This is a genomic window from Prochlorococcus marinus str. MIT 9211, from assembly GCF_000018585.1.
GTDB lineage: Bacteria > Cyanobacteriota > Cyanobacteriia > PCC-6307 > Cyanobiaceae > Prochlorococcus_D > Prochlorococcus_D marinus_B.
This window is the reverse complement of record NC_009976.1, coordinates 733,211-750,823: the sequence shown is the minus strand read 5'-3', so window position 1 is coordinate 750,823 and position 17,613 is coordinate 733,211. Positions and strand designations below refer to the sequence as shown.

24 protein-coding genes are annotated in these 17,613 nt (G+C 36.2%); 17 read left to right on the top strand and 7 right to left on the bottom strand.

Annotated features, from left to right (window positions below; translation table 11 throughout):
• Nucleotides 1-4 precede the first annotated feature (4 nt).
• The 4 genes from P9211_RS04170 to psaK all read left to right on the top strand — a co-directional run bounded on the left by P9211_RS04170 (nucleotide 5) and on the right by psaK (nucleotide 1,525).
• On the top strand, nucleotides 5-556 hold the full coding sequence (locus tag P9211_RS04170) for a peroxiredoxin (RefSeq protein ID WP_012195410.1): 552 nt from the start codon (nucleotides 5-7) through the stop codon (nucleotides 554-556).
• A gap of 3 nt (nucleotides 557-559) precedes the next feature.
• On the top strand, nucleotides 560-862 hold the full coding sequence (locus P9211_RS04165; protein WP_012195409.1) for a DUF2499 domain-containing protein: 303 nt from the start codon (nucleotides 560-562) through the stop codon (nucleotides 860-862).
• Nucleotides 859-1,185 carry a DUF3593 domain-containing protein gene (locus tag P9211_RS04160; RefSeq protein ID WP_012195408.1) on the top strand — a complete coding sequence of 109 codons (327 nt, stop codon included), beginning with the start codon at nucleotides 859-861 and terminating at the stop codon, nucleotides 1,183-1,185. Before P9211_RS04165 ends, P9211_RS04160 begins: the two co-directional genes overlap by 4 nt.
• Before the next feature lie 79 nt (nucleotides 1,186-1,264).
• Nucleotides 1,265-1,525 carry a photosystem I reaction center subunit PsaK gene (gene psaK / locus P9211_RS04155; RefSeq protein ID WP_012195407.1) on the top strand — a complete coding sequence of 87 codons (261 nt, stop codon included), beginning with the start codon at nucleotides 1,265-1,267 and terminating at the stop codon, nucleotides 1,523-1,525.
• A gap of 19 nt (nucleotides 1,526-1,544) precedes the next feature.
• On the opposite strand, the gene P9211_RS04150 is transcribed toward psaK, so the two are convergent.
• Both P9211_RS04150 and dxs read right to left on the bottom strand, forming a co-directional pair.
• Nucleotides 1,545-2,741: an NAD(P)/FAD-dependent oxidoreductase gene (locus P9211_RS04150; protein WP_012195406.1), complete on the bottom strand. Its 1,197-nt coding sequence runs from the start codon at nucleotides 2,739-2,741 to the stop codon at nucleotides 1,545-1,547.
• Nucleotides 2,742-2,756: 15 nt separating this feature from the next.
• Nucleotides 2,757-4,688, bottom strand: coding sequence for a 1-deoxy-D-xylulose-5-phosphate synthase (dxs, locus tag P9211_RS04145; RefSeq protein WP_012195405.1), 1,932 nt, complete (start codon nucleotides 4,686-4,688; stop codon nucleotides 2,757-2,759).
• Between the two features lie 118 nt (nucleotides 4,689-4,806).
• On the opposite strand from dxs, the gene ilvA reads away from it, so the two are divergent.
• Genes ilvA through P9211_RS04130 form a run of 3 tightly spaced genes read left to right on the top strand, consistent with a single transcriptional unit; the run spans nucleotide 4,807 to nucleotide 7,256 of the window.
• Complete coding sequence (ilvA, locus tag P9211_RS04140; RefSeq protein ID WP_012195404.1) at nucleotides 4,807-6,351, top strand: threonine ammonia-lyase, biosynthetic; 1,545 nt, start codon at nucleotides 4,807-4,809, stop codon at nucleotides 6,349-6,351.
• Between the two features lie 32 nt (nucleotides 6,352-6,383).
• Entirely contained in the window at nucleotides 6,384-6,923 is a 540-nt protein-coding gene (scpB, locus tag P9211_RS04135; RefSeq protein WP_012195403.1) for an SMC-Scp complex subunit ScpB, read from the top strand.
• 24 nt (nucleotides 6,924-6,947) lie between these two features.
• The gene (locus P9211_RS04130; RefSeq protein WP_012195402.1) at nucleotides 6,948-7,256 is read left to right on the top strand and encodes a YggT family protein; all 309 of its coding nucleotides are present in this window, start codon (nucleotides 6,948-6,950) and stop codon (nucleotides 7,254-7,256) included.
• A 27-nt stretch (nucleotides 7,257-7,283) separates the two neighbouring features.
• Here P9211_RS04130 and P9211_RS04125 read toward each other — a convergent pair whose 3' ends face one another.
• Nucleotides 7,284-7,613 (bottom strand): nucleoside triphosphate pyrophosphohydrolase family protein, encoded by a 330-nt coding sequence (locus P9211_RS04125; RefSeq protein ID WP_012195401.1) that lies wholly within the window; start codon nucleotides 7,611-7,613, stop codon nucleotides 7,284-7,286.
• 79 nt (nucleotides 7,614-7,692) lie between these two features.
• Between P9211_RS04125 and pyk the strand changes: the two genes are divergently transcribed.
• From pyk to ftsH, 3 genes are all read left to right on the top strand, one after another.
• Nucleotides 7,693-9,435: a pyruvate kinase gene (gene pyk / locus P9211_RS04120; RefSeq protein ID WP_012195400.1), complete on the top strand. Its 1,743-nt coding sequence runs from the start codon at nucleotides 7,693-7,695 to the stop codon at nucleotides 9,433-9,435.
• An 18-nt stretch (nucleotides 9,436-9,453) separates the two neighbouring features.
• Nucleotides 9,454-10,683, top strand: coding sequence for an ABC transporter permease (locus P9211_RS04115; protein WP_012195399.1), 1,230 nt, complete (start codon nucleotides 9,454-9,456; stop codon nucleotides 10,681-10,683).
• A gap of 111 nt (nucleotides 10,684-10,794) precedes the next feature.
• Nucleotides 10,795-12,708 carry an ATP-dependent zinc metalloprotease FtsH gene (gene ftsH / locus P9211_RS04110; protein ID WP_012195398.1) on the top strand — a complete coding sequence of 638 codons (1,914 nt, stop codon included), beginning with the start codon at nucleotides 10,795-10,797 and terminating at the stop codon, nucleotides 12,706-12,708.
• 10 nt (nucleotides 12,709-12,718) lie between these two features.
• Here ftsH and clpP read toward each other — a convergent pair whose 3' ends face one another.
• Entirely contained in the window at nucleotides 12,719-13,309 is a 591-nt protein-coding gene (gene clpP / locus P9211_RS04105) for an ATP-dependent Clp endopeptidase proteolytic subunit ClpP (protein WP_012195397.1), read from the bottom strand.
• 77 nt (nucleotides 13,310-13,386) lie between these two features.
• On the opposite strand from clpP, the gene psb29 reads away from it, so the two are divergent.
• Nucleotides 13,387-14,052 carry a photosystem II biogenesis protein Psp29 gene (psb29, locus tag P9211_RS04100; RefSeq protein WP_012195396.1) on the top strand — a complete coding sequence of 222 codons (666 nt, stop codon included), beginning with the start codon at nucleotides 13,387-13,389 and terminating at the stop codon, nucleotides 14,050-14,052.
• Nucleotides 14,053-14,194: 142 nt separating this feature from the next.
• Here the strand turns inward: psb29 and petN are convergent, their stop codons facing one another.
• Nucleotides 14,195-14,296, bottom strand: coding sequence for a cytochrome b6-f complex subunit PetN (gene petN, locus P9211_RS04095; RefSeq protein WP_012195394.1), 102 nt, complete (start codon nucleotides 14,294-14,296; stop codon nucleotides 14,195-14,197).
• An 81-nt stretch (nucleotides 14,297-14,377) separates the two neighbouring features.
• Between petN and P9211_RS04090 the strand changes: the two genes are divergently transcribed.
• On the top strand, nucleotides 14,378-14,653 hold the full coding sequence (locus P9211_RS04090) for a DUF2103 domain-containing protein (protein WP_012195393.1): 276 nt from the start codon (nucleotides 14,378-14,380) through the stop codon (nucleotides 14,651-14,653).
• On the opposite strand, the gene P9211_RS09575 is transcribed toward P9211_RS04090, so the two are convergent.
• A complete protein-coding gene (locus P9211_RS09575) occupies nucleotides 14,650-14,790 on the bottom strand; it encodes a hypothetical protein (protein ID WP_159088375.1) in 141 nt (46 codons plus the stop codon). The two genes, P9211_RS04090 and P9211_RS09575, sit on opposite strands and share 4 nt — an antisense overlap.
• Before the next feature lie 99 nt (nucleotides 14,791-14,889).
• Between P9211_RS09575 and P9211_RS04085 the strand changes: the two genes are divergently transcribed.
• Nucleotides 14,890-15,114: a hypothetical protein gene (locus tag P9211_RS04085; RefSeq protein ID WP_012195392.1), complete on the top strand. Its 225-nt coding sequence runs from the start codon at nucleotides 14,890-14,892 to the stop codon at nucleotides 15,112-15,114.
• A gap of 495 nt (nucleotides 15,115-15,609) precedes the next feature.
• Here P9211_RS04085 and P9211_RS04075 read toward each other — a convergent pair whose 3' ends face one another.
• Nucleotides 15,610-15,879, bottom strand: coding sequence for a hypothetical protein (locus tag P9211_RS04075; protein WP_012195390.1), 270 nt, complete (start codon nucleotides 15,877-15,879; stop codon nucleotides 15,610-15,612).
• 157 nt (nucleotides 15,880-16,036) lie between these two features.
• Here P9211_RS04075 and P9211_RS09095 point away from each other — a divergent pair, with 157 nt between their 5' ends.
• From P9211_RS09095 to P9211_RS04055, 4 genes are all read left to right on the top strand, one after another.
• Entirely contained in the window at nucleotides 16,037-16,453 is a 417-nt protein-coding gene (locus P9211_RS09095; RefSeq protein ID WP_012195389.1) for a hypothetical protein, read from the top strand.
• A 277-nt stretch (nucleotides 16,454-16,730) separates the two neighbouring features.
• Nucleotides 16,731-16,928, top strand: coding sequence for a hypothetical protein (locus P9211_RS04065; RefSeq protein WP_012195387.1), 198 nt, complete (start codon nucleotides 16,731-16,733; stop codon nucleotides 16,926-16,928).
• A 96-nt stretch (nucleotides 16,929-17,024) separates the two neighbouring features.
• Entirely contained in the window at nucleotides 17,025-17,381 is a 357-nt protein-coding gene (locus P9211_RS09090) for a hypothetical protein (RefSeq protein ID WP_012195386.1), read from the top strand.
• A gap of 36 nt (nucleotides 17,382-17,417) precedes the next feature.
• Nucleotides 17,418-17,609: a hypothetical protein gene (locus P9211_RS04055; RefSeq protein ID WP_012195385.1), complete on the top strand. Its 192-nt coding sequence runs from the start codon at nucleotides 17,418-17,420 to the stop codon at nucleotides 17,607-17,609.
• The last annotated feature ends 4 nt before the right edge of the window (nucleotides 17,610-17,613 follow it).

The window sequence follows — 17,613 nt, the reverse complement described above, 5'->3', positions numbered from 1 at the left end:
CATAATGCTTAACCTAATAAGAATATTAAGCAAGAATCTAGCGACTATATTAGTAGTTTTCCTTATTGCCTCTCCTACGTATGCAATAAATTCAAATAATATAAATATAGGTGATAAGGCACCATACTTTGAGCTAGATGGATATTCTAAGAATAATCCAGATAAAGATTTATGGAAGCTTTCTGATTTCAAAGGTGTATGGACTGTATTATATTTTTATCCAAAAGATTTTACTTCTGGATGTACAATAGAAGCAAGGTCCTTTGAAAAGCTAAGCCCTGAATTTGAAAAACTAAATGCAATGATAGTAGGTATAAGTAATGACATACAGGAAAGCCATGAAAGCTTCTGTTCAAAAGAGAGTTTAAGCTTTACTCTTCTAACAGATCTACAAGGGATAGTTAGCGAGAAATACAGTTCCTGGAATAAACCCTATAGCAAACGAAATACTTTTCTAATAGATCCAGAAGGAGTTATTAGATACAGTTGGATGAATGTAAACCCATTAAAACATCCTACGGATGTTTTAAAAAAACTGACTGAGTTACAGGTCTAATTAATGCATGCATTATCACTAGGTACTTGGACAATTCATCTTGCCACATTGATTGAGTGGACATTAGCAATCTTTCTTATCTCATTACTTGGCAAAAGAACTTCAAACAAAGCTTACAACTGGCTTGCAATTGCAATGCTGCCCAATCTTGCTAGCGCTATGGCAGCAATAACCTGGCACATATACGACAATTCAGAAAAGTTAATGGGTTTAGTTGTTATACAAGCGATTCTTACAACACTTGGAAATATTTCTCTTGCAGCTGCTGCTTGGAACCTATTGAGATTTGATCAGAGAAAGGCATGAACCTACTTAATTCTCAATCATTAATAGAAACCATAGGAGCAATTGACCCTAGCCCTTTCTTTATTTTATCTCTTTTGCCTTATATAGCTTTTCTTTATTGGGCTCAAAAAAGCTCGCTAATACCAAAAACATCTTTATGGGGCTTTAGGCTCACTCTCTTATTTGTCTTCATGTCAATTGTCTGTTCAGTGTTAGCCCAAACCATTTATGGGCAAGATTTATCAAATGTTGATCCGTTACATGGAGGTGCTGAGTTATTCCTTGCTATCAGCGATGGCTTGGTAGTACTAGGTTTCTTCAACTTGCTTGTAGAAAAGAGGTAAAAAACTCTTAAGAGGAAGCAAATCTTTGTGGTCAAATGTGCTTTATAAAGGAGAATGATTAAGGTGCATTAACAGAGTAATGATCACGACCTTATTGGCTACAGCAGATCCAGCAACCTTTCACTGGTCTCCAAAGTGTGCTGTAGTTATGATCCTATGCAATGTTCTCGCTTACGCGATAGCAAGAGCAAACATCGCAAAGCCTAATGAAGGTTTTGAGATACCAAATTCAAAATATTTTGGCGGTTTAAGCCACGCTTCTGTAGTAGCTGCAAACTGCTTAGGACATGTCCTAGGGATAGGTTCGATCCTAGGTTTAGCTGCTAGAGGTATTTTGTGATCTTTTAGCGAAGTTTCATCTACCTAAATCCGATTAAGTAAGGCAATAACTTAACACCAAATTTTTTAAACTTATACTCAAATAGTATTGAGTTGATATCTTTTGCTGTTGCTTTTTCAGAAAGTAATTTAATCAACTTAGTTATACGTGCATCAGCATCGTTGCTTGATAATCCCCTCCAAGTACGTTTACCGATTCTATTAGAAATACTCCAATGCATAGATAGTCTTTTAGATAATTCACGTTGATAGTTTTTAAAAATAGAGAAATCAGATAACTTATTATATTTATTTCTATTTATCATATCTGCTAAAAAAGTACATAAGACTTCTGCACTAGTTAAAGCATGTCTAATACCTTCTCCCCCGAGGAGATTTGAAGTACTGATGGTATCTCCAACACCAATAATTCTACCTTGGTAATGAGATTCAGAACGATTGATAGTACTACGAATAATACCTCCATGTTTATCAATTATGGGGAGATTCTCAAGATTATTCTCCCTTATAAGTGATTGCAAGTATTTGATATTGGACTTGAGATTGTTGAATGGTGGTAATCTACAAATCCCTACTTTTAGTCTATTTCTAGACATAGGGAATACCCAGCCATATCCATTTGGTACCCAATTAGATCCTAAAAAGAAACTGAGACTATTCCCCCAAGGCGAGTCTAAAAGTTTGTCTGATTGAATTAACCATTCAATACCGTTACCAACTAATATTTCATCTCTAATTTTAGGGGTAGTTCGTAATATTGAACGCCTGTAGCCAGTTGCATCAATAACTATATTGGCCTTTACATTTCGCCTATTTCCACTTTTAGAAACAAGACTTACATCTGCATAATCATGCAGAGACACAACATTTTCAACCTTCCAACCTAGAAGTAATTCAACACCAAGATTTTTCGCTCTATACCAAAGATGTTGCCTAAGAGCTCCAAAATCTAAAACAACTCCAAGAGGTTGATCATTCTCCCATTTAAAACATTTACCTTCAGGGGAAACTATCTTCCAAGCACTCCAATAAGACGATATAGATTCCATAGGTATCCATTTCTCATATATTGCATCAATGGGGAGTGCAGCACTTGAAAAAGCATTTTTGTTCGGGTTATCTAAACGCTCTACAAGTTTCACTTCAACACCGTGTATAGCAAGTAATCCTGCTAAATAAGCTCCAGCTGGGCCTCCGCCGGCTACTAATACAGTCAATTAACGGAATTTCTATTAAGCAGAGCTTGTGTTGGAATTGCTTAGAAATAGGCTATCGGAAGTGTCCCATCCATATCTCTTCATAATCGACTTACTCATTTGAGATGGTGTTAAACCCAATGATTCCTTACTTTGTTGGGGGCTTGCGTGATCAACAAGCTTGTCTGGAATACCAAGCCTAAAAGTTGGTACTAGTAAATCTTGATCTGAAAAAGACTCAACAACAGCTGAACCAAAACCACCTCCTAGAGCCCCTTCTTCGATAGTGACAACCTTGCCAATTCTTCTTGCTAATGGATGAATTAAAGCCTGATCTAGGGGTCTTAGGAACCGAGCATTTACAACTGTGGAAGAGATCCCAGCTTGCTTTAACAGTTCAGCAGTTTGGACGGCAGGTGTAACCATTGATCCATAAGCCAAAATCAATAGATCATCTCCATCTTCAAGAATTTCCCCTCTTCCAATCTTTAATGGTTCCCATCCTTCTTCCATTAACGTAACCCCTTCACCAGATCCGCGCGGAATACGTAAGGCACATGGTCCGTCATTTTCTAAGCATGTAACCAACATCCTTTGAAGCTCAGCCTCGTCCTTGGGAGCCATAACAGTGAAATTAGGGACAGACCTTAAATAGCTAATGTCATATTGACCTTGGTGGGTGGGACCATCTGCTCCAACGATTCCTGCCCGGTCAAGAACAAAAGTAACGGGTAGTTTTTGAATTCCAACATCATGAATCAACTGATCATAAGCTCTTTGTAGAAAGGTGCTATAGATGGCAACAACTGGTCGAAGTCCATCACATGCCATTCCAGCCGCAAGAGTTACAGCATGTTGCTCTGCGATGCCAACATCAACATATTGATTTGGAATAGCCTTCTGTAATAAGTCAAGGCCTGTTCCAGTAGCCATAGCTGCAGTAATTCCTATAACTTTATTATTTTGCTCGCAGATCTTTACTAAAGTTTGGCCAAATACCTTGCTATAACTTGGGGGTTTAGGAGACTTTGATGGAATTGATTTACCAGTTGTTAAATCAAAAGCAGATTGTGCATGATATCCAACTTGATCAGCTTCTGCATAGGGATAACCTTTCCCTTTGGTTGTAGCTACATGGACTAAGACAGGCCCTCCGACACGATGTGCAGCTTGGAAAGTACGGATCATTCTTGAAATATCATGACCATCAATAGGTCCCATATAAGTAAAGCCAAGTTCCTCAAAAACAGCACCTACTTTTGGTACAGCTAACCTCTTAACACTGCCCGTTAGAGATTTAATTTCAGGTGGAATTTCTCCTCCGATAAATGGAAGGTTTTTTACACTCTCTTGGACGCTATCTGATATGAACTGAACTGGGGCACTATGTCTCATACGATTCAAATATGTAGAAAGTGCGCCAACAGGAGGGGATATAGACATATCATTATCATTTAGAACAACTAAAAAGGGAGTGTTAGGAAGGTGTCCTGCATGATTAATCGCTTCTAAAGCCATACCTCCAGTCAGAGCTCCATCTCCAATCACAGCTACACATTTGTGATTTAGACCAAGACGATCTCTGGCAAATGCCATTCCTAAGGCTGCTGAAATAGATGTACTTGCATGTCCAGCGCCAAAATGATCGAAAGTGCTTTCTGAACGCTTTAAATAGCCAGCAACACCTCCTTTTTGTCTAAGAGTGTTGAAATTCTCATAACGACCGGTAATTAACTTGTGAGGATAAGCCTGGTGTCCTACATCCCATACAACTTTATCTACATCGAGATCTAGGGTTTGATATAAAGCAATAGTCAACTCAACCACACCAAGACCAGGCCCTAAGTGGCCTCCACTGGTTGATACAACCTGAAGATGTCTTTCACGAATCTGACAAGCAATATCTTCAAGCTGAGCAATTGTCAAGCCATGCAATTGATTAGGATGACTAAGCTCACTCAGACGCATAAACTTGAAAATTATTTAATACAATCTAGAAGGTCATCCTTACTTTCGTTCAAAATCTTACTTAATCGAAAATTCAATATCAGAAACAAACAGACGCCCAAGTTGCCATAATGCAGATATGGAGGACTATTTGCAAAAAATCCTTAGAGCTCGTGTCTATGACATCGCAACAAAGACACCTTTAGAGAAGGCTAAGAATTTAAGTAATCGGTTGAAAAATAAGGTTTGGTTGAAAAGAGAGGATCTACAACCAGTGTTTTCCTTCAAGTTGAGGGGGGCATATAACAGAATGGCATCTTTAACAGACGAGGAATTAAAAATTGGTGTTGTTGCATCGAGTGCTGGTAATCATGCGCAGGGAGTTGCTCTAAGTGCGTCCTATCTAAAATGTAGGGCCGTAATAGTAATGCCTATAACAACACCAGCAATGAAAATCACCTCTGTTCGAAGATTAAAAGCAGAGGTAATTCTTTATGGTGAAACATATGATGAGGCTTACAAAGAAGCTCAGAGAATAAGTGAAAAAAATGGGTTAGTGTTTATACATCCATTTGATGATCCTGAAGTTATTGCTGGCCAAGGAACTATTGGTCAAGAAATACTCTCGCAAATAGAAAATCCGCCTGATGCAATTTATATAGCAGTTGGTGGGGGTGGACTAATTGCAGGCGTAGCCTCATTCGTAAAAAGTCTATGGCCAAGCACAGAGATAATTGGGGTAGAACCAACTGATGCGTCTGCAATGACAGATTCATTAAAGGCAGGCAAAAGAATTGAATTGAAAGATGTCGGCCTATTTGCTGATGGAGTAGCGGTTAAAAAAGTAGGTGAGAAAACTTTTGAATTAGCCAAGAGATATGTCGACAGAATGATTACTGTTAATACCGACGAAATATGTGCAGCAATTAAAGATGTATTTGAAGACACACGGTCAATACTGGAACCAGCAGGTGCTTTGTCTATAGCGGGTCTAAAGTCTGACGTTTCTAACAGAAACTTAGTTAATAAAAATTTAGTCGCAATTGCATGTGGTGCAAATATGAATTTTGACAGACTAAGGTTTGTTGCTGAAAGGGCTGAGTTAGGAGAGAAAAGAGAGGCTATGTTTGCAGTAGAGATACCAGAGAATGCAGGGAGCCTTAAGAATTTATGCAAAATACTAGGCAACAGAAGTCTTACAGAATTTAGTTATCGAATGTCTGAAGGAAATTCAGCCCAGATCTTTATGGGTTTAGAAGTAGAAGGCAATAAAGACAAAGGTGACCTTATAAAAAGTATTAATTCGAAGAGTTTTAAATGTCTTGACCTAAGTGATGACGAGCTCTCAAAAGTTCATTTACGGCATATGGTCGGCGGAAGATTACCAATATCAGCCAATGCCCTCTCGAATAAAAACTATAAGGAACTTCTTTATAGGTTCGAATTCCCTGAAAGGCCTGGAGCCTTAATGCGTTTTGTAAACACTATGAGACCTAATTGGAATATCAGTATTTTCCACTATCGCAATCATGGTGCTGATATTGGGAGAATAGTTATCGGAGTACTTGTAGAAGAAAAGGATCTTGAAGCTTGGGAGAGATTCCTCAAAGAAATAGGGTACAAAAGCTGGGAAGAAACCAAAAATCCGGCTTATCAGCTTTTCTTAGGTGCACAGAATGGCTAATCAAGTTATTTTCTAAGTAATCAATTGCTTTTTTGGCCATCAAAAGCGAAATCTCACCACTAGAAAGAGATCTAGTTAAAGGTATATCCTTACCAGCAAAGCTAGAAGCAGTGCTTTACCTAAAAGGCAAACCACTATCGCTTTCTGAGATGGCAGAGTTAGTAAATGAGACTGAAGATATTACTGAACAAGCCTTATTTGAATTAATGGCTGGGTATTCTCAACGAGACACTGCTTTGGAAATCAATGAAAAGAAAGGAAAATATAGCCTTCAACTTAAAACAGGTCTAGGAGAACTAGTAAAAAATCTCTTGCCCGTAGATATGACTGGAGCTACCTTAAGGACACTTGGAACAATTGCATTAAAAAAACGAATTCTTCAATCTGAGCTTGTAGACCTAAGAGGCTCTAGCGCCTATGAACATATAAAAGACCTTGTAGAAAAAGATTTTGTTGAAAGAAAGCGACAAAGAGAGGGGAGATCTTACTGGCTTACACTTTCAGAGAAATTCCACAGAACATTCTCTGTACTTCCTGATATCAAACCGACAAACGACCAAGATGTCGCTTAAGATAAGAGAAATCCTTTAAAATTAATGGCATCAACAGTTATTTCCAATATTTTTGGTGTTTTAAGCCAAACACTTTTGATTTATTCCTATATTTTAATTATAAGAGTATTACTAACTTGGTTTCCTAATCTTGATTGGTCTAACCCTATCCTAAGTAACATAAGCGCAATTACAGACCCCTATCTTAATCTATTTAGAGGTATCATACCTCCACTAGGGGGTCTAGATATATCTCCAATACTTGCATTTCTAGTAATTAATTTCTCCACAAGCTTAATAAATAACCTGCGTTTTGCTTTCCTAAATAGTAGTATTCTAAATTATTACTCTTAAGTTTTAGCATAATTAAATATTTAGTGACTATCTTGAATCTCCACTTCCTTTTAATTTCCCTCTGGATGCTCTGCTAGATAATTTAGCAAGATTTGCTTCTGCAACATCTTCAAGATCAAATCCAAGTTCGGTAGATAATTGTGCCAAATACCAAAGCACATCTCCTAATTCATACTTAATTAACTCTTTAACCTCAGAGTTAAATGCCCCATTATTGTCTCGCAATACCTTCTTTACCTTGTCTGCGACTTCACCTGCTTCTCCGACAAGGCCTAAGGTAGGGTAAATTGGATTTTGCCCCCTATTGGGGTACAGAGCTGTTTCTCTAGATTTGTGTTGATACTGATTTAGGTCCATGATAAGTATTTAGAAAGGAACAAGAGCCATTCGAAGTGTGCTCAAAATGTTATTTTTCTGAGTATCCAGGGTCCATCTAATGACAAACATACATTTTAAAAGAAGGACCAAGATTGTTGCGACGATTGGACCAGCAACTGAAAGTAAAGAACGTATTACAGAGCTTGTTGAAGCTGGCGCAACAACCTTCAGGCTTAATTTTTCGCACGGAGACCATAGCGAGCATGCCAAGCGAATAGAAACGATCAGACTAGTCGAGGCGAAGCTTGGGGTTAAGATTGGTATTCTTCAAGATCTTCAAGGACCCAAAATACGTCTGGGTAGATTTAAAGATGGTCCTATAAGACTAAATAGTGGTGACAAGTTCGTACTTACCTCAAAGGACGTAGGTTGTAATAACGAAATAGCTAATGTCACATATGAAAAGTTAGTCAGTGAGGTGTCAATAAATAAACGAATACTTTTAGATGATGGCAGAGTGGAGATGGTCGTGGAAAGGGTAGATAAACTTGAGGAAAAGCTACATTGCAAAGTCGTTGTAGGTGGAATGTTATCTAATAATAAAGGTGTAAATTTCCCTGATGTTCAGTTATCAATAAATGCTTTGACTCCAAAGGATAAGATCGATCTTTCCTTTGGACTTTCTCAGAGTATTGACTGGGTAGCACTTAGTTTTGTTAGGAACCCTGATGATATAAAAGAGATTAAAGAGCTTATTAGAAGTCATGGATATACCACACCAGTAGTTGCAAAAATAGAGAAGTTTGAAGCTATTGATCAAATAGATGCCATTCTTCGCTTATGTGACGGTGTAATGGTTGCTAGGGGCGATTTGGGTGTAGAGGTGCCTGCTGAAGAAGTCCCATTACTACAAAAAGAGCTCATTAAAAAATCCAATAGTTTGGGAATTCCAATAATTACGGCAACGCAAATGCTTGACTCTATGGCTTCTAGCCCAAGACCAACCAGGGCAGAAGTTAGTGATGTTGCAAATGCCATTCTTGATGGCACTGATGCTGTAATGCTTTCGAACGAAACTGCTGTAGGAGACTATCCAATAGAAGCTGTGAAAACCATGGCGACTATTGCCAAACGAATTGAGAAAGATTACCCGCAAAGAGCGCTAGAAAGCCATCTACCAAGCACCATTCCAAATGCAATTAGTGCTGCTGTTAGCTCTATATCAAGACAATTAAATGCCTCTGCAATATTGCCATTAACTAAAAGTGGTTCAACTGCTCATAATGTAAGCAAATTCAGGCCTCCAACCCCTATAGTTGCTGTAACTAATGAAACTGATGTTGCAAGAAGGCTCCAATTAGTTTGGGGAGTTACTCCAATAGTTATTAAAGAACAAGAAACTACAACTAAAACATTTAACTTAGCCATGGAGATGGCCCAGGGTATGGGCTTACTTAAGCCAGGTGCTCTTGTGGTCCAAACAGCTGGCACAATAACTGGAGTAAGTGGATCAACTGACCTAATAAAGGTTGGCATAGTTAATGACATAGTTGCCCGTGGAAATTCTGAAGGCAATAATTCTGTTTGTGGGAAAGTGAGAATTGCAAAGGAACAAAAAGATTTATCCGAATTGAAGAAAGGTGAAATATTAGTTTTAGATAAAAATATTAATAATTATTCTCAAGCTTTGAAATATGCAGCAGGAATTATATTAGAAGGAACCTTAAATATAGAAAATAATAATACTGTGCCAACAATATATAATGTAAAAGGTGCTACAGATATCCTAAGAGATGGTGATATGGTCACACTAGTCCTAAAGGAAGGGACTATTTGTAGAGGTGAAATTCTTAACGATTAAAAAGATTTAAAAATATAAATGGCTAGCAAAGTATCAGTTAAAGAAACATTGATAATGTCCATTCGGACACTTAAATCGAATAAGTTAAGAAGCCTATTAACAATGCTTGGAATTGTAATTGGGAATGCTTCTGTAATTACTTTAGTAGGAGTTGGCAAAGGCGCTCAAAATCTTGCTTCTAACCAGTTAAGTAATCTAGGAGCCAATGTACTTTTTATAGTTCCAGGGAATAATGACACTAGACGTAGAGGTGTTGCATTCCCAAAGAATCTTGTCTTAAAAGATGCAGAAGCTATAAAAGAACAGGTACCTTCTGTTAAAAGAGTCGCTCCACAAATTTCATCAAGTGAAGTGGTTCAATATAAATCAAAAAGCTTTAGCTCTTCAATTCTAGGTATAACTCCTAATTTCCTTCAAGTCCGAAGTTTTGATATCGCTAATGGGAGATTCATTACTAAAGAAGATTTAAAGTCAGCAAGAAATGTAGCTGTAATAGGTTCCGATCTTAATAAAGACCTTTTTATGAGAAATCAGGCTATAGGAAAAAAATTAAGAATAAAGGACCAATCATTTGAAATTATCGGTATTATGGAACCTAAAGGTGCCGTATTCGGAAATAACCAAGATAAGAATGTGTATATACCATTAAACACAATGGTTAATAGAATCTCCGGGAAGGACCCTACTTATGGAATCAGTTTAAGCTTTATAAGTATTGAAGCTCTTAATGAACAGTCAATTAACAAAGCAAAGTTTCAAATAACCAATCTACTTCGTCAAAGACATAAGATAACTAAGGATGATGACTTTGCTGTTAGATCTCAAAAAGATGCACTAAATATTGTATCAAATATTACTGGTGGGCTTACATTAATGCTGGCGGCTATAGGAGGAATATCATTAATAGTAGGTGGGATTGGTATTATGAACATAATGCTAGTTTCTGTAAGTGAACGAACAGAGGAAATAGGTTTAAGGAAGGCCCTAGGTGCAAGAAGCTCAGATATATTAATTCAATTTTTAATAGAGTCTCTTATTCTCTCTATATTAGGTGGGCTAATTGGAACTTTGGTAGGCGTTAGTTCTGTAGGCGCTGTAGCTTTAATCACTCCATTACCAGCTCAAATAGGTGCGAAGGTAATTATGCTAACTGTCTCCTTATCAGGATCTATTGGATTAGTTTTTGGTGTATTACCAGCTAGAAGAGCTGCGAGGCTTGACCCAATTGTAGCTCTAAGAAGCCTATAAGAAATTACTCTCAAAGCCAAAGCTAATTAAAGGATTTTTTGTGGGGAGCAAATCCCCACTCAACGTAAAGGTCTTATAAACTCTTAGAATGACATAAGATTTTATTTTTTCATGAATCAGAGAGTAAAGCTAATACTTCTATGGTTGCTGCCTATTGGGATGGTTGTTCTTATAAGCTGGCAAATACTAGGTAATGGAGACACAACTGCTCTAAATCAAAGCAGTAGCTCACTTGCTACTAGAAACTCAGCTGTTTCAAAAATGAGTTACGGGCGTTTTATTGATTACATCAATGCAGGAAGAGTGACATCCGTTGATATTTATGAGGGTGGTCGTAATGCTGTAGTTGAAGCAATAGATCCAGAACTAGACAACAGAGTTCAAAGAATAAGGGTTGATCTACCAGGGCTAGCACCTGAACTTATAAATAAATTAAAAAGCGAAGGTATAAGCTTTGATGTTCATCCGCCAAGAACGGCCCCACCTGCTCTAGGAATAATAGGTAATCTTATCTTCCCAATATTATTAATAGTAGGTCTAGTCTTTCTTGCTAGAAGATCCAATTCTATGCCTGGTGGACCAGGGCAGGCAATGCAATTCGGCAAAACAAAGGCAAGATTTGCTATGGAAGCTGAAACTGGAGTCAAGTTTGACGATGTGGCCGGCGTTAATGAAGCCAAGCAAGATTTAGAAGAGGTGGTGACCTTCTTGAAACAACCTGAACGTTTTACTTCTGTAGGTGCTCAAATTCCTAAAGGTGTTCTTTTAGTGGGCCCTCCTGGAACAGGTAAAACTCTTCTAGCAAAGGCAATAGCAGGAGAAGCAGGTGTACCTTTCTTTTCTCTTTCAGGCTCAGAATTTGTTGAGATGTTTGTAGGAGTAGGAGCAAGTCGGGTAAGAGACTTGTTTAAACGTGCAAAAGAGAATAGTCCTTGCCTAATATTTATTGATGAAATTGATGCTGTAGGGAGACAAAGAGGAGCTGGAATCGGAGGTGGAAATGACGAAAGGGAGCAAACTCTTAATCAATTACTTACAGAAATGGATGGATTTGAAGGTAACAGTGGAATCATTATTATTGCAGCAACAAATAGACCAGACGTACTAGATTCAGCACTTATGAGACCAGGGAGATTTGACAGGCAAGTATCTGTTGATGCTCCAGATATTAAAGGAAGACTTTCTATCTTAAAGGTACATTCTAGGAACAAGAAATTAGACAAGGTACTTTCACTTGAAAATATAGCTCGAAGGACACCAGGTTTTACAGGGGCAGATCTAGCGAACCTACTAAATGAAGCGGCAATATTAACTGCAAGAAGAAGAAAAGATTTTATAGGTATTACGGAAATAGATGATGCCGTAGATAGAATAATTGCTGGAATGGAAGGGCAGCCTCTCACCGATGGAAGAAGCAAACGACTGATTGCTTATCACGAAGTTGGCCATGCGCTTATTGGTACTCTTGTGAAAGATCATGACCCCGTGCAGAAGGTAACTCTTATACCAAGAGGTCAAGCAAAAGGACTGACTTGGTTCTCTCCAGATGATGACCAAATGTTAGTAAGTAAAGCACAACTAAAAGCTAGAATCATGGGTGCTTTAGGAGGAAGAGCTGCAGAAGATGTGATTTTCGGAAATGCAGAAGTTACAACTGGTGCAGGTGGGGATATTCAACAAGTTGCTTCAATGGCCAGGCAAATGGTAACCAAGTTTGGGATGAGCGACTTAGGACCAATATCATTGGAGAATAGCTCTCAAGAAGTTTTTATTGGCAGAGACCTAATGACAAGAAGTGATAATTCAGATGCTATTGCCAAGCAAATTGATGATCAAGTTAGAGAGATAGTTAAAAAGTGTTATAGAGAGACACTAGATATAGTAAATAATAACAAAGCAGCAATGGATGGATTAGTAGAGGTATTGGTTGAGAAAGAAACTATAGATGGAGATGAATTTAGGGAAATATTATCAAATTATTGTGAGATACCAGACAAGAAAAATGTTGAGAATATAGTCATATAGTTATAAGAAGTTAAACAATATTAACTGGCCTTTTATTGAAGATGTTATCTATAATTCCATATTCAAGTGCTTCATCAGGTGACATATAAAAATCTCTATCAGTATCTTGAGAAATCCTTTCAATTGGCTGGCCTGTTCTCTCAGCCAACTCATTATTTAGTCGATCTTTAAGAAAAAGGATCTCATCTGCTTGGATTCTTATATCACTTGCCTGGCCTCTTGCTCCTCCAAGAGGTTGGTGAATCATTATTCTTGAATGCTTAAGACTACTTCTCTTGCCCTTTGCTCCTGCACAAAGAAGAAAAGCACCCATGCTTGCTGCAAGTCCAACACATACGGTATGAACGTCGGGCTTTACGTGCTCAATTGTATCGAAGATACCTAAACCATCATAAACTGAACCCCCAGGAGAGTTTATGTATAAGAAAATATCCTTTTCAGGGTCCTCGGCTTCTAAAAACAAAAGCTGAGCAACAATCCTATTAGCAGAATCATTAGTTACAGGTTCACCTAGAAATATAATTCTCTCTCTTAAAAGCCGGGAATAAATATCAAAGGCTCTTTCTCCTCGACCTGACTCTTCAATTACAATAGGGATCATCGAAACTTGATCGGTTTCCACGATATTAACTGGCAATCAGCTAGAGCTATGGTCTTTTAAGAATTAAATTATGAAAATTGCGTCAGCGACTAACGGTATCCGAAAGTAAAGCGATATTCCATAAGGAATTTCCTTTTGTAGTACCAGCGGTTTATAGACGGTTGGTAGACGAATTGATAGTGGAACTAAATTTGCTTAAGAACCAAGAAAGATTTGTAGCAGACGGTGTATTTGCAATAGGTTTAACAAGTATTTTTTTAGACTTCACCAAGGGATATAAACCAGAGAATCAGAAAGGAATACTTCTAGAAGCAATATGTAAGTGTACAGGTTTTTCAGCATCAAACTTAGAACAAATAGCATTAGAAGCAAAAAAATTGGCTAATGGTTTAAATACAAATGAAATAAAATCATTAATTACTGACAATAATAGAGATGAAAAAGAAAGTACCTACAAACTAATCAATAAAAATAATCACTATTCAAGAATAATTGCTATTGGAATCTATAAATTAGTAGATATGCAAAGTAATGGTTTCAATAAAGAAGAGGCTACGGAAAACTCATATCTTGACTTGGTAAATAACTTTGGCTATACAAAGGAGAGGGTCGAGAAAGATGTAAACTTATATAAGAGCAGTCTAGATAAAATAGAAAAGGCCCTGGAACTAATAGAAATGAATATAAAAGATGAGAAGAGGAGGAACAAAGAAAGGGTATCAAGAACAAAGCCAGGCCAGTGATTTATAGGTTTACTTTCTCCTTTTATCCTTAAAGTCTACATAAGATATATAGGCAACTGAAAAAGTTATAAATAAGAGCAGTGAAAAAGTTATCAAAGAAAGATATGTATTAAAGCCAAAACCTTGAAAATAAGAGATATAATTAGAAATCAATTGTGCCATCTCCATTTCTTCCCCAAACAACCATTGCTATTGAAAAGGTAAAGATTGCAGCCAATGATGCCCAAGCAAAAGTAAAAAGCATTTTGATTATACTATTATTTTATTAAGTATAGCCTATTACGCCCCCCCGTTGCGCAATAGACTCTAGCTAAATGGCTTAAAAATGGGAAGAGTCGTACTAACTCATAGCACTCACATAAAAGGCCTGATTGATATTCTCAAAAAATTAGCTAAAAATTATAAAATAAAATCAATAACTCCATCAGTTTTATCTAAAACTCGATCAAACAGCCCAAAACTTAAAATAAAGCTAACAAGGAAAACAATTGGTGGATTTAAATTAGTTGCAAGGAAAGGTAGTCAAGCTCAAGAAATTTATATAACTACTAAGCTTAATGAATCAGATTTGCTTAAAGAGTTGGAATCAATATTAAATTAAGCAGGTTCACTACCTATAAAAGCCATATCTGAGAATTTAAGTTTATCGGTTACGTTTATAGATTCAAACATTTCCTTTAATAATTCTTCCTTAATTTCATCCATAGCCTGGTCTAAGTCATTATTCCTAGTGGGCATAGTAGATAGTTTTTTTTTTGAATGATAGTGTAAATAAAAAAAAGGGGAGATATTTTCTAGTTTTCTGATAAAATCTTAATAAATCTAGAATAACGGTTAATGAGACAAAAGAGAGCAAGTTTATTTGCGGCTCTATTAGGCTTAACATTAATAGAATCGCCTATTTTAGCTATTGATAGAGTTGAAGTAATTAGATTATGCAAGAAAGCTAGAAGTTTTACAATGTGTATGAGAGAGTTTGAAGGAGTGAGGTTTAATAAAAGAATTCAAAAAAAACCTACAGATGCACCTATTAAGATTAGAGTAATACCTTACAAAGGTTGAGTTATCTAAGAAAATTTTATTATCCTTTAGGCAAGATACTTTTGTCTTTTTAGTCTCTTTTTATGGACCTGCAGAAAGTATTAATTAGATTATATTCAAAAGGCTGATTCGGAGCAATCCAGCCTTTCCATTTGTATTCAGTGTCTGTAACATTAATAACATTTTTTATACAGCTTATAGCTAAATAAATTTTGTAGTTAGCGATATTCTCTGCCGGCAATATATAGTTCTGACTTTGAGTTTGATAATTATTTAAATCTAAATATACTGGTCCAAATTGCCTCATTGAATGACTTTTATTACGAGATTGGGAAACAGATAAATTTGAATAGTAATTAATCGGATTACTGTAAGAATATAGAGAATCATGTGGACTAGCCACAGAAGAAAGAATTGATTTATTGAAAGAACCAAATATAATTAGTAAGAGATGTATTGATCGTGAAAAGAAATATTTAGAAGTAACCATAGTCAAGGGAAATAACTAGATAAAAACTAGATCTCATATTCACTAATAAAGTTCTTTAGGCTTTCCTGATAAAGTAGCATCAAAGTATCTGAGTCTTCGTTATATCCTATTGATGTATAAGCACTTTTTATATAATCAAGCTTAGATTTGACTGCTGAAAAAGCTATTGTATATTCTGTCCTTATATCATCGTCATCTATATCATTGATTTTTGCTATATAAAGCTCAACCTCTCGTTCTGATTTTGAGATCAGCTTTTCATAGTCTTTGGATAATTTCCTTCTTCTTTTTGCCATTTAATTATAGGTTTCTTAAAGACTACAGTATAAAAAAAGGAAATTCAAGATTTTCACTATAAATAATTCACATCAATGCAAGTTAAGTTTACTCAAATAATTTACATCATAGTGATAATTTAGCCAAATTCCAGTAATATTATAAATATTTTACTTTATGGCAATGAGTGAAGGCAGTGCAAGCCAAAAGCAAATGAGTGAGGCTAAAGACGATAAGAGGTCTAAAAGAAAGCCGACATCCTTAAAGAGAAAAGATTCCAAACGATTGCCTTGGTGGATAGAACTTTTTTTCGTTCAGCTGGGATTACCAGAAAATCTATTATTGAAGATCTTAGATTTAAAGAAAAAGTCTCAATCACATTTTTCTAAAAATATTCGTATTTACAAAATTATTCCTATACTTATCCTAGCAATTTTATATAGCAAGCCAATATTTAAGCAAGCTAATAACAACAATCTTTGTGTGAAGAAAACAATAGAATTCCTAGATAGAAATGATTATGAAACATCTAATAACATTGCTTCAGCAGTTCATTACTGTAATGGAGGAAATATGACTAATTTTTTAGATTAGTAGAATTAACTTTTGTATACTTAATATTATATGTTGGCTTTTCTAAGGTTCTCTTCCCTTCTATTAGAGAAGAAAAAATATAAAGGGTCCTACCTAAAATAGGTACCCAAATTTTCTCGTAGGCAAAACTAAGCATTTAGAAAGAAAATAGACCTTATCAATTAGATTCTATAATACTACTTGGATATATGATTTGGTAGATAGCAAATAAATGCTTTGCATGATATAGTTAAGAAAAAAGGGCTGAGTTAAAAGGCCCTTAACCAAGTAAACAAAAATGGCAACCGCAAAAGAAAAAAAAGAAGAAGTAAAGAAGCACCTTAAAAAGTTAAGGTCTGAGCTTAGAACAATTCATCTCGCAGTTACCGATGAGCTAAAACTTCCAGAAGCTGACCAAGTCAAGACACTTATGACAGACATGGAAACATTGCTGCAAATAGTTGACCCTAAATCTGCTAAGAAGTCTAAGAAGTAACTTTTCTGTTAAATTTAAATTCTAGATGTTATTAAACTCACAATATTGGAAAGAATAAATAATATTATAATACTATTGTTTAACTTCATTGACTGAATGGGTAACTTGTACAAGCTGAGAATAGTCACACTAATACCTATAGCATTACTTCTTGGGGGATGCCCAATTAAAGATAGGCTGAATTTCAAGTCAGACCCAACAGAAGAGATTCAAAGTGAAGTCAAGTTAAAGGAAACCCTTGAGGTATCAATTTCCTGCAACAGAGAAACAATACAAAAATATCTAGATGAAGGGTGGGAAATAGTTGATTCAAGCACTTCTGAAGTTGCCTGTAGCTGGAAAACCAAGAAAGCAAATGATGATTGCGATATAACCCTAGACAAAGGCTGCAGAATAACAGTGCCTGATATTCTTGGTGAAGAAATACTTTATATCTTAGAGAGGGAACAGTAATTATATCTATAATATAATTACTGTTATAATTTAACCTTGAGACTTCTTACTACAGAAACAAGAAGACGCTTAGAGGCTTTAATTGATAAAATAAGCCTTGGCGACTCAGTTAGCCTAAAAGAAAGAATAGAATTAGACAAATATTCAAAATTTATACCATTTGTCGCTGGTAAAGTAAATCAAGCTTTAAGAAAAAGAAAGACACTCGAGGAAGAAGGTCTTATTTAAATCA

What these genes read in the sequence shown, in the direction of transcription:
- P9211_RS04170 (WP_012195410.1), top strand. Translation starts at nt 5, where the DNA reads ATGCTTAACCTAATAAGAATATTAAGCAAGAATCTAGCGACTATATTA.
- P9211_RS04165 (WP_012195409.1), top strand. Translation starts at nt 560, where the DNA reads ATGCATGCATTATCACTAGGTACTTGGACAATTCATCTTGCCACATTG.
- P9211_RS04160 (WP_012195408.1), top strand. Translation starts at nt 859, where the DNA reads ATGAACCTACTTAATTCTCAATCATTAATAGAAACCATAGGAGCAATT.
- psaK (WP_012195407.1), top strand. Translation starts at nt 1,265, where the DNA reads ATGATCACGACCTTATTGGCTACAGCAGATCCAGCAACCTTTCACTGG.
- dxs (WP_012195405.1), bottom strand. Translation starts at nt 4,688, where the DNA reads ATGCGTCTGAGTGAGCTTAGTCATCCTAATCAATTGCATGGCTTGACA.
- ilvA (WP_012195404.1), top strand. Translation starts at nt 4,807, where the DNA reads ATGGAGGACTATTTGCAAAAAATCCTTAGAGCTCGTGTCTATGACATC.
- P9211_RS04130 (WP_012195402.1), top strand. Translation starts at nt 6,948, where the DNA reads ATGGCATCAACAGTTATTTCCAATATTTTTGGTGTTTTAAGCCAAACA.
- P9211_RS04125 (WP_012195401.1), bottom strand. Translation starts at nt 7,613, where the DNA reads ATGGACCTAAATCAGTATCAACACAAATCTAGAGAAACAGCTCTGTAC.
- pyk (WP_012195400.1), top strand. Translation starts at nt 7,693, where the DNA reads ATGACAAACATACATTTTAAAAGAAGGACCAAGATTGTTGCGACGATT.
- P9211_RS04115 (WP_012195399.1), top strand. Translation starts at nt 9,454, where the DNA reads ATGGCTAGCAAAGTATCAGTTAAAGAAACATTGATAATGTCCATTCGG.
- ftsH (WP_012195398.1), top strand. Translation starts at nt 10,795, where the DNA reads ATGAATCAGAGAGTAAAGCTAATACTTCTATGGTTGCTGCCTATTGGG.
- clpP (WP_012195397.1), bottom strand. Translation starts at nt 13,309, where the DNA reads ATGATCCCTATTGTAATTGAAGAGTCAGGTCGAGGAGAAAGAGCCTTT.
- petN (WP_012195394.1), bottom strand. Translation starts at nt 14,296, where the DNA reads ATGCTTTTTACTTTTGCTTGGGCATCATTGGCTGCAATCTTTACCTTT.
- P9211_RS04090 (WP_012195393.1), top strand. Translation starts at nt 14,378, where the DNA reads ATGGGAAGAGTCGTACTAACTCATAGCACTCACATAAAAGGCCTGATT.
- P9211_RS09575 (WP_159088375.1), bottom strand. Translation starts at nt 14,790, where the DNA reads ATGCCCACTAGGAATAATGACTTAGACCAGGCTATGGATGAAATTAAG.
- P9211_RS04085 (WP_012195392.1), top strand. Translation starts at nt 14,890, where the DNA reads ATGAGACAAAAGAGAGCAAGTTTATTTGCGGCTCTATTAGGCTTAACA.
- P9211_RS04075 (WP_012195390.1), bottom strand. Translation starts at nt 15,879, where the DNA reads ATGGCAAAAAGAAGAAGGAAATTATCCAAAGACTATGAAAAGCTGATC.
- P9211_RS09095 (WP_012195389.1), top strand. Translation starts at nt 16,037, where the DNA reads ATGGCAATGAGTGAAGGCAGTGCAAGCCAAAAGCAAATGAGTGAGGCT.
- P9211_RS04065 (WP_012195387.1), top strand. Translation starts at nt 16,731, where the DNA reads ATGGCAACCGCAAAAGAAAAAAAAGAAGAAGTAAAGAAGCACCTTAAA.
- P9211_RS09090 (WP_012195386.1), top strand. Translation starts at nt 17,025, where the DNA reads ATGGGTAACTTGTACAAGCTGAGAATAGTCACACTAATACCTATAGCA.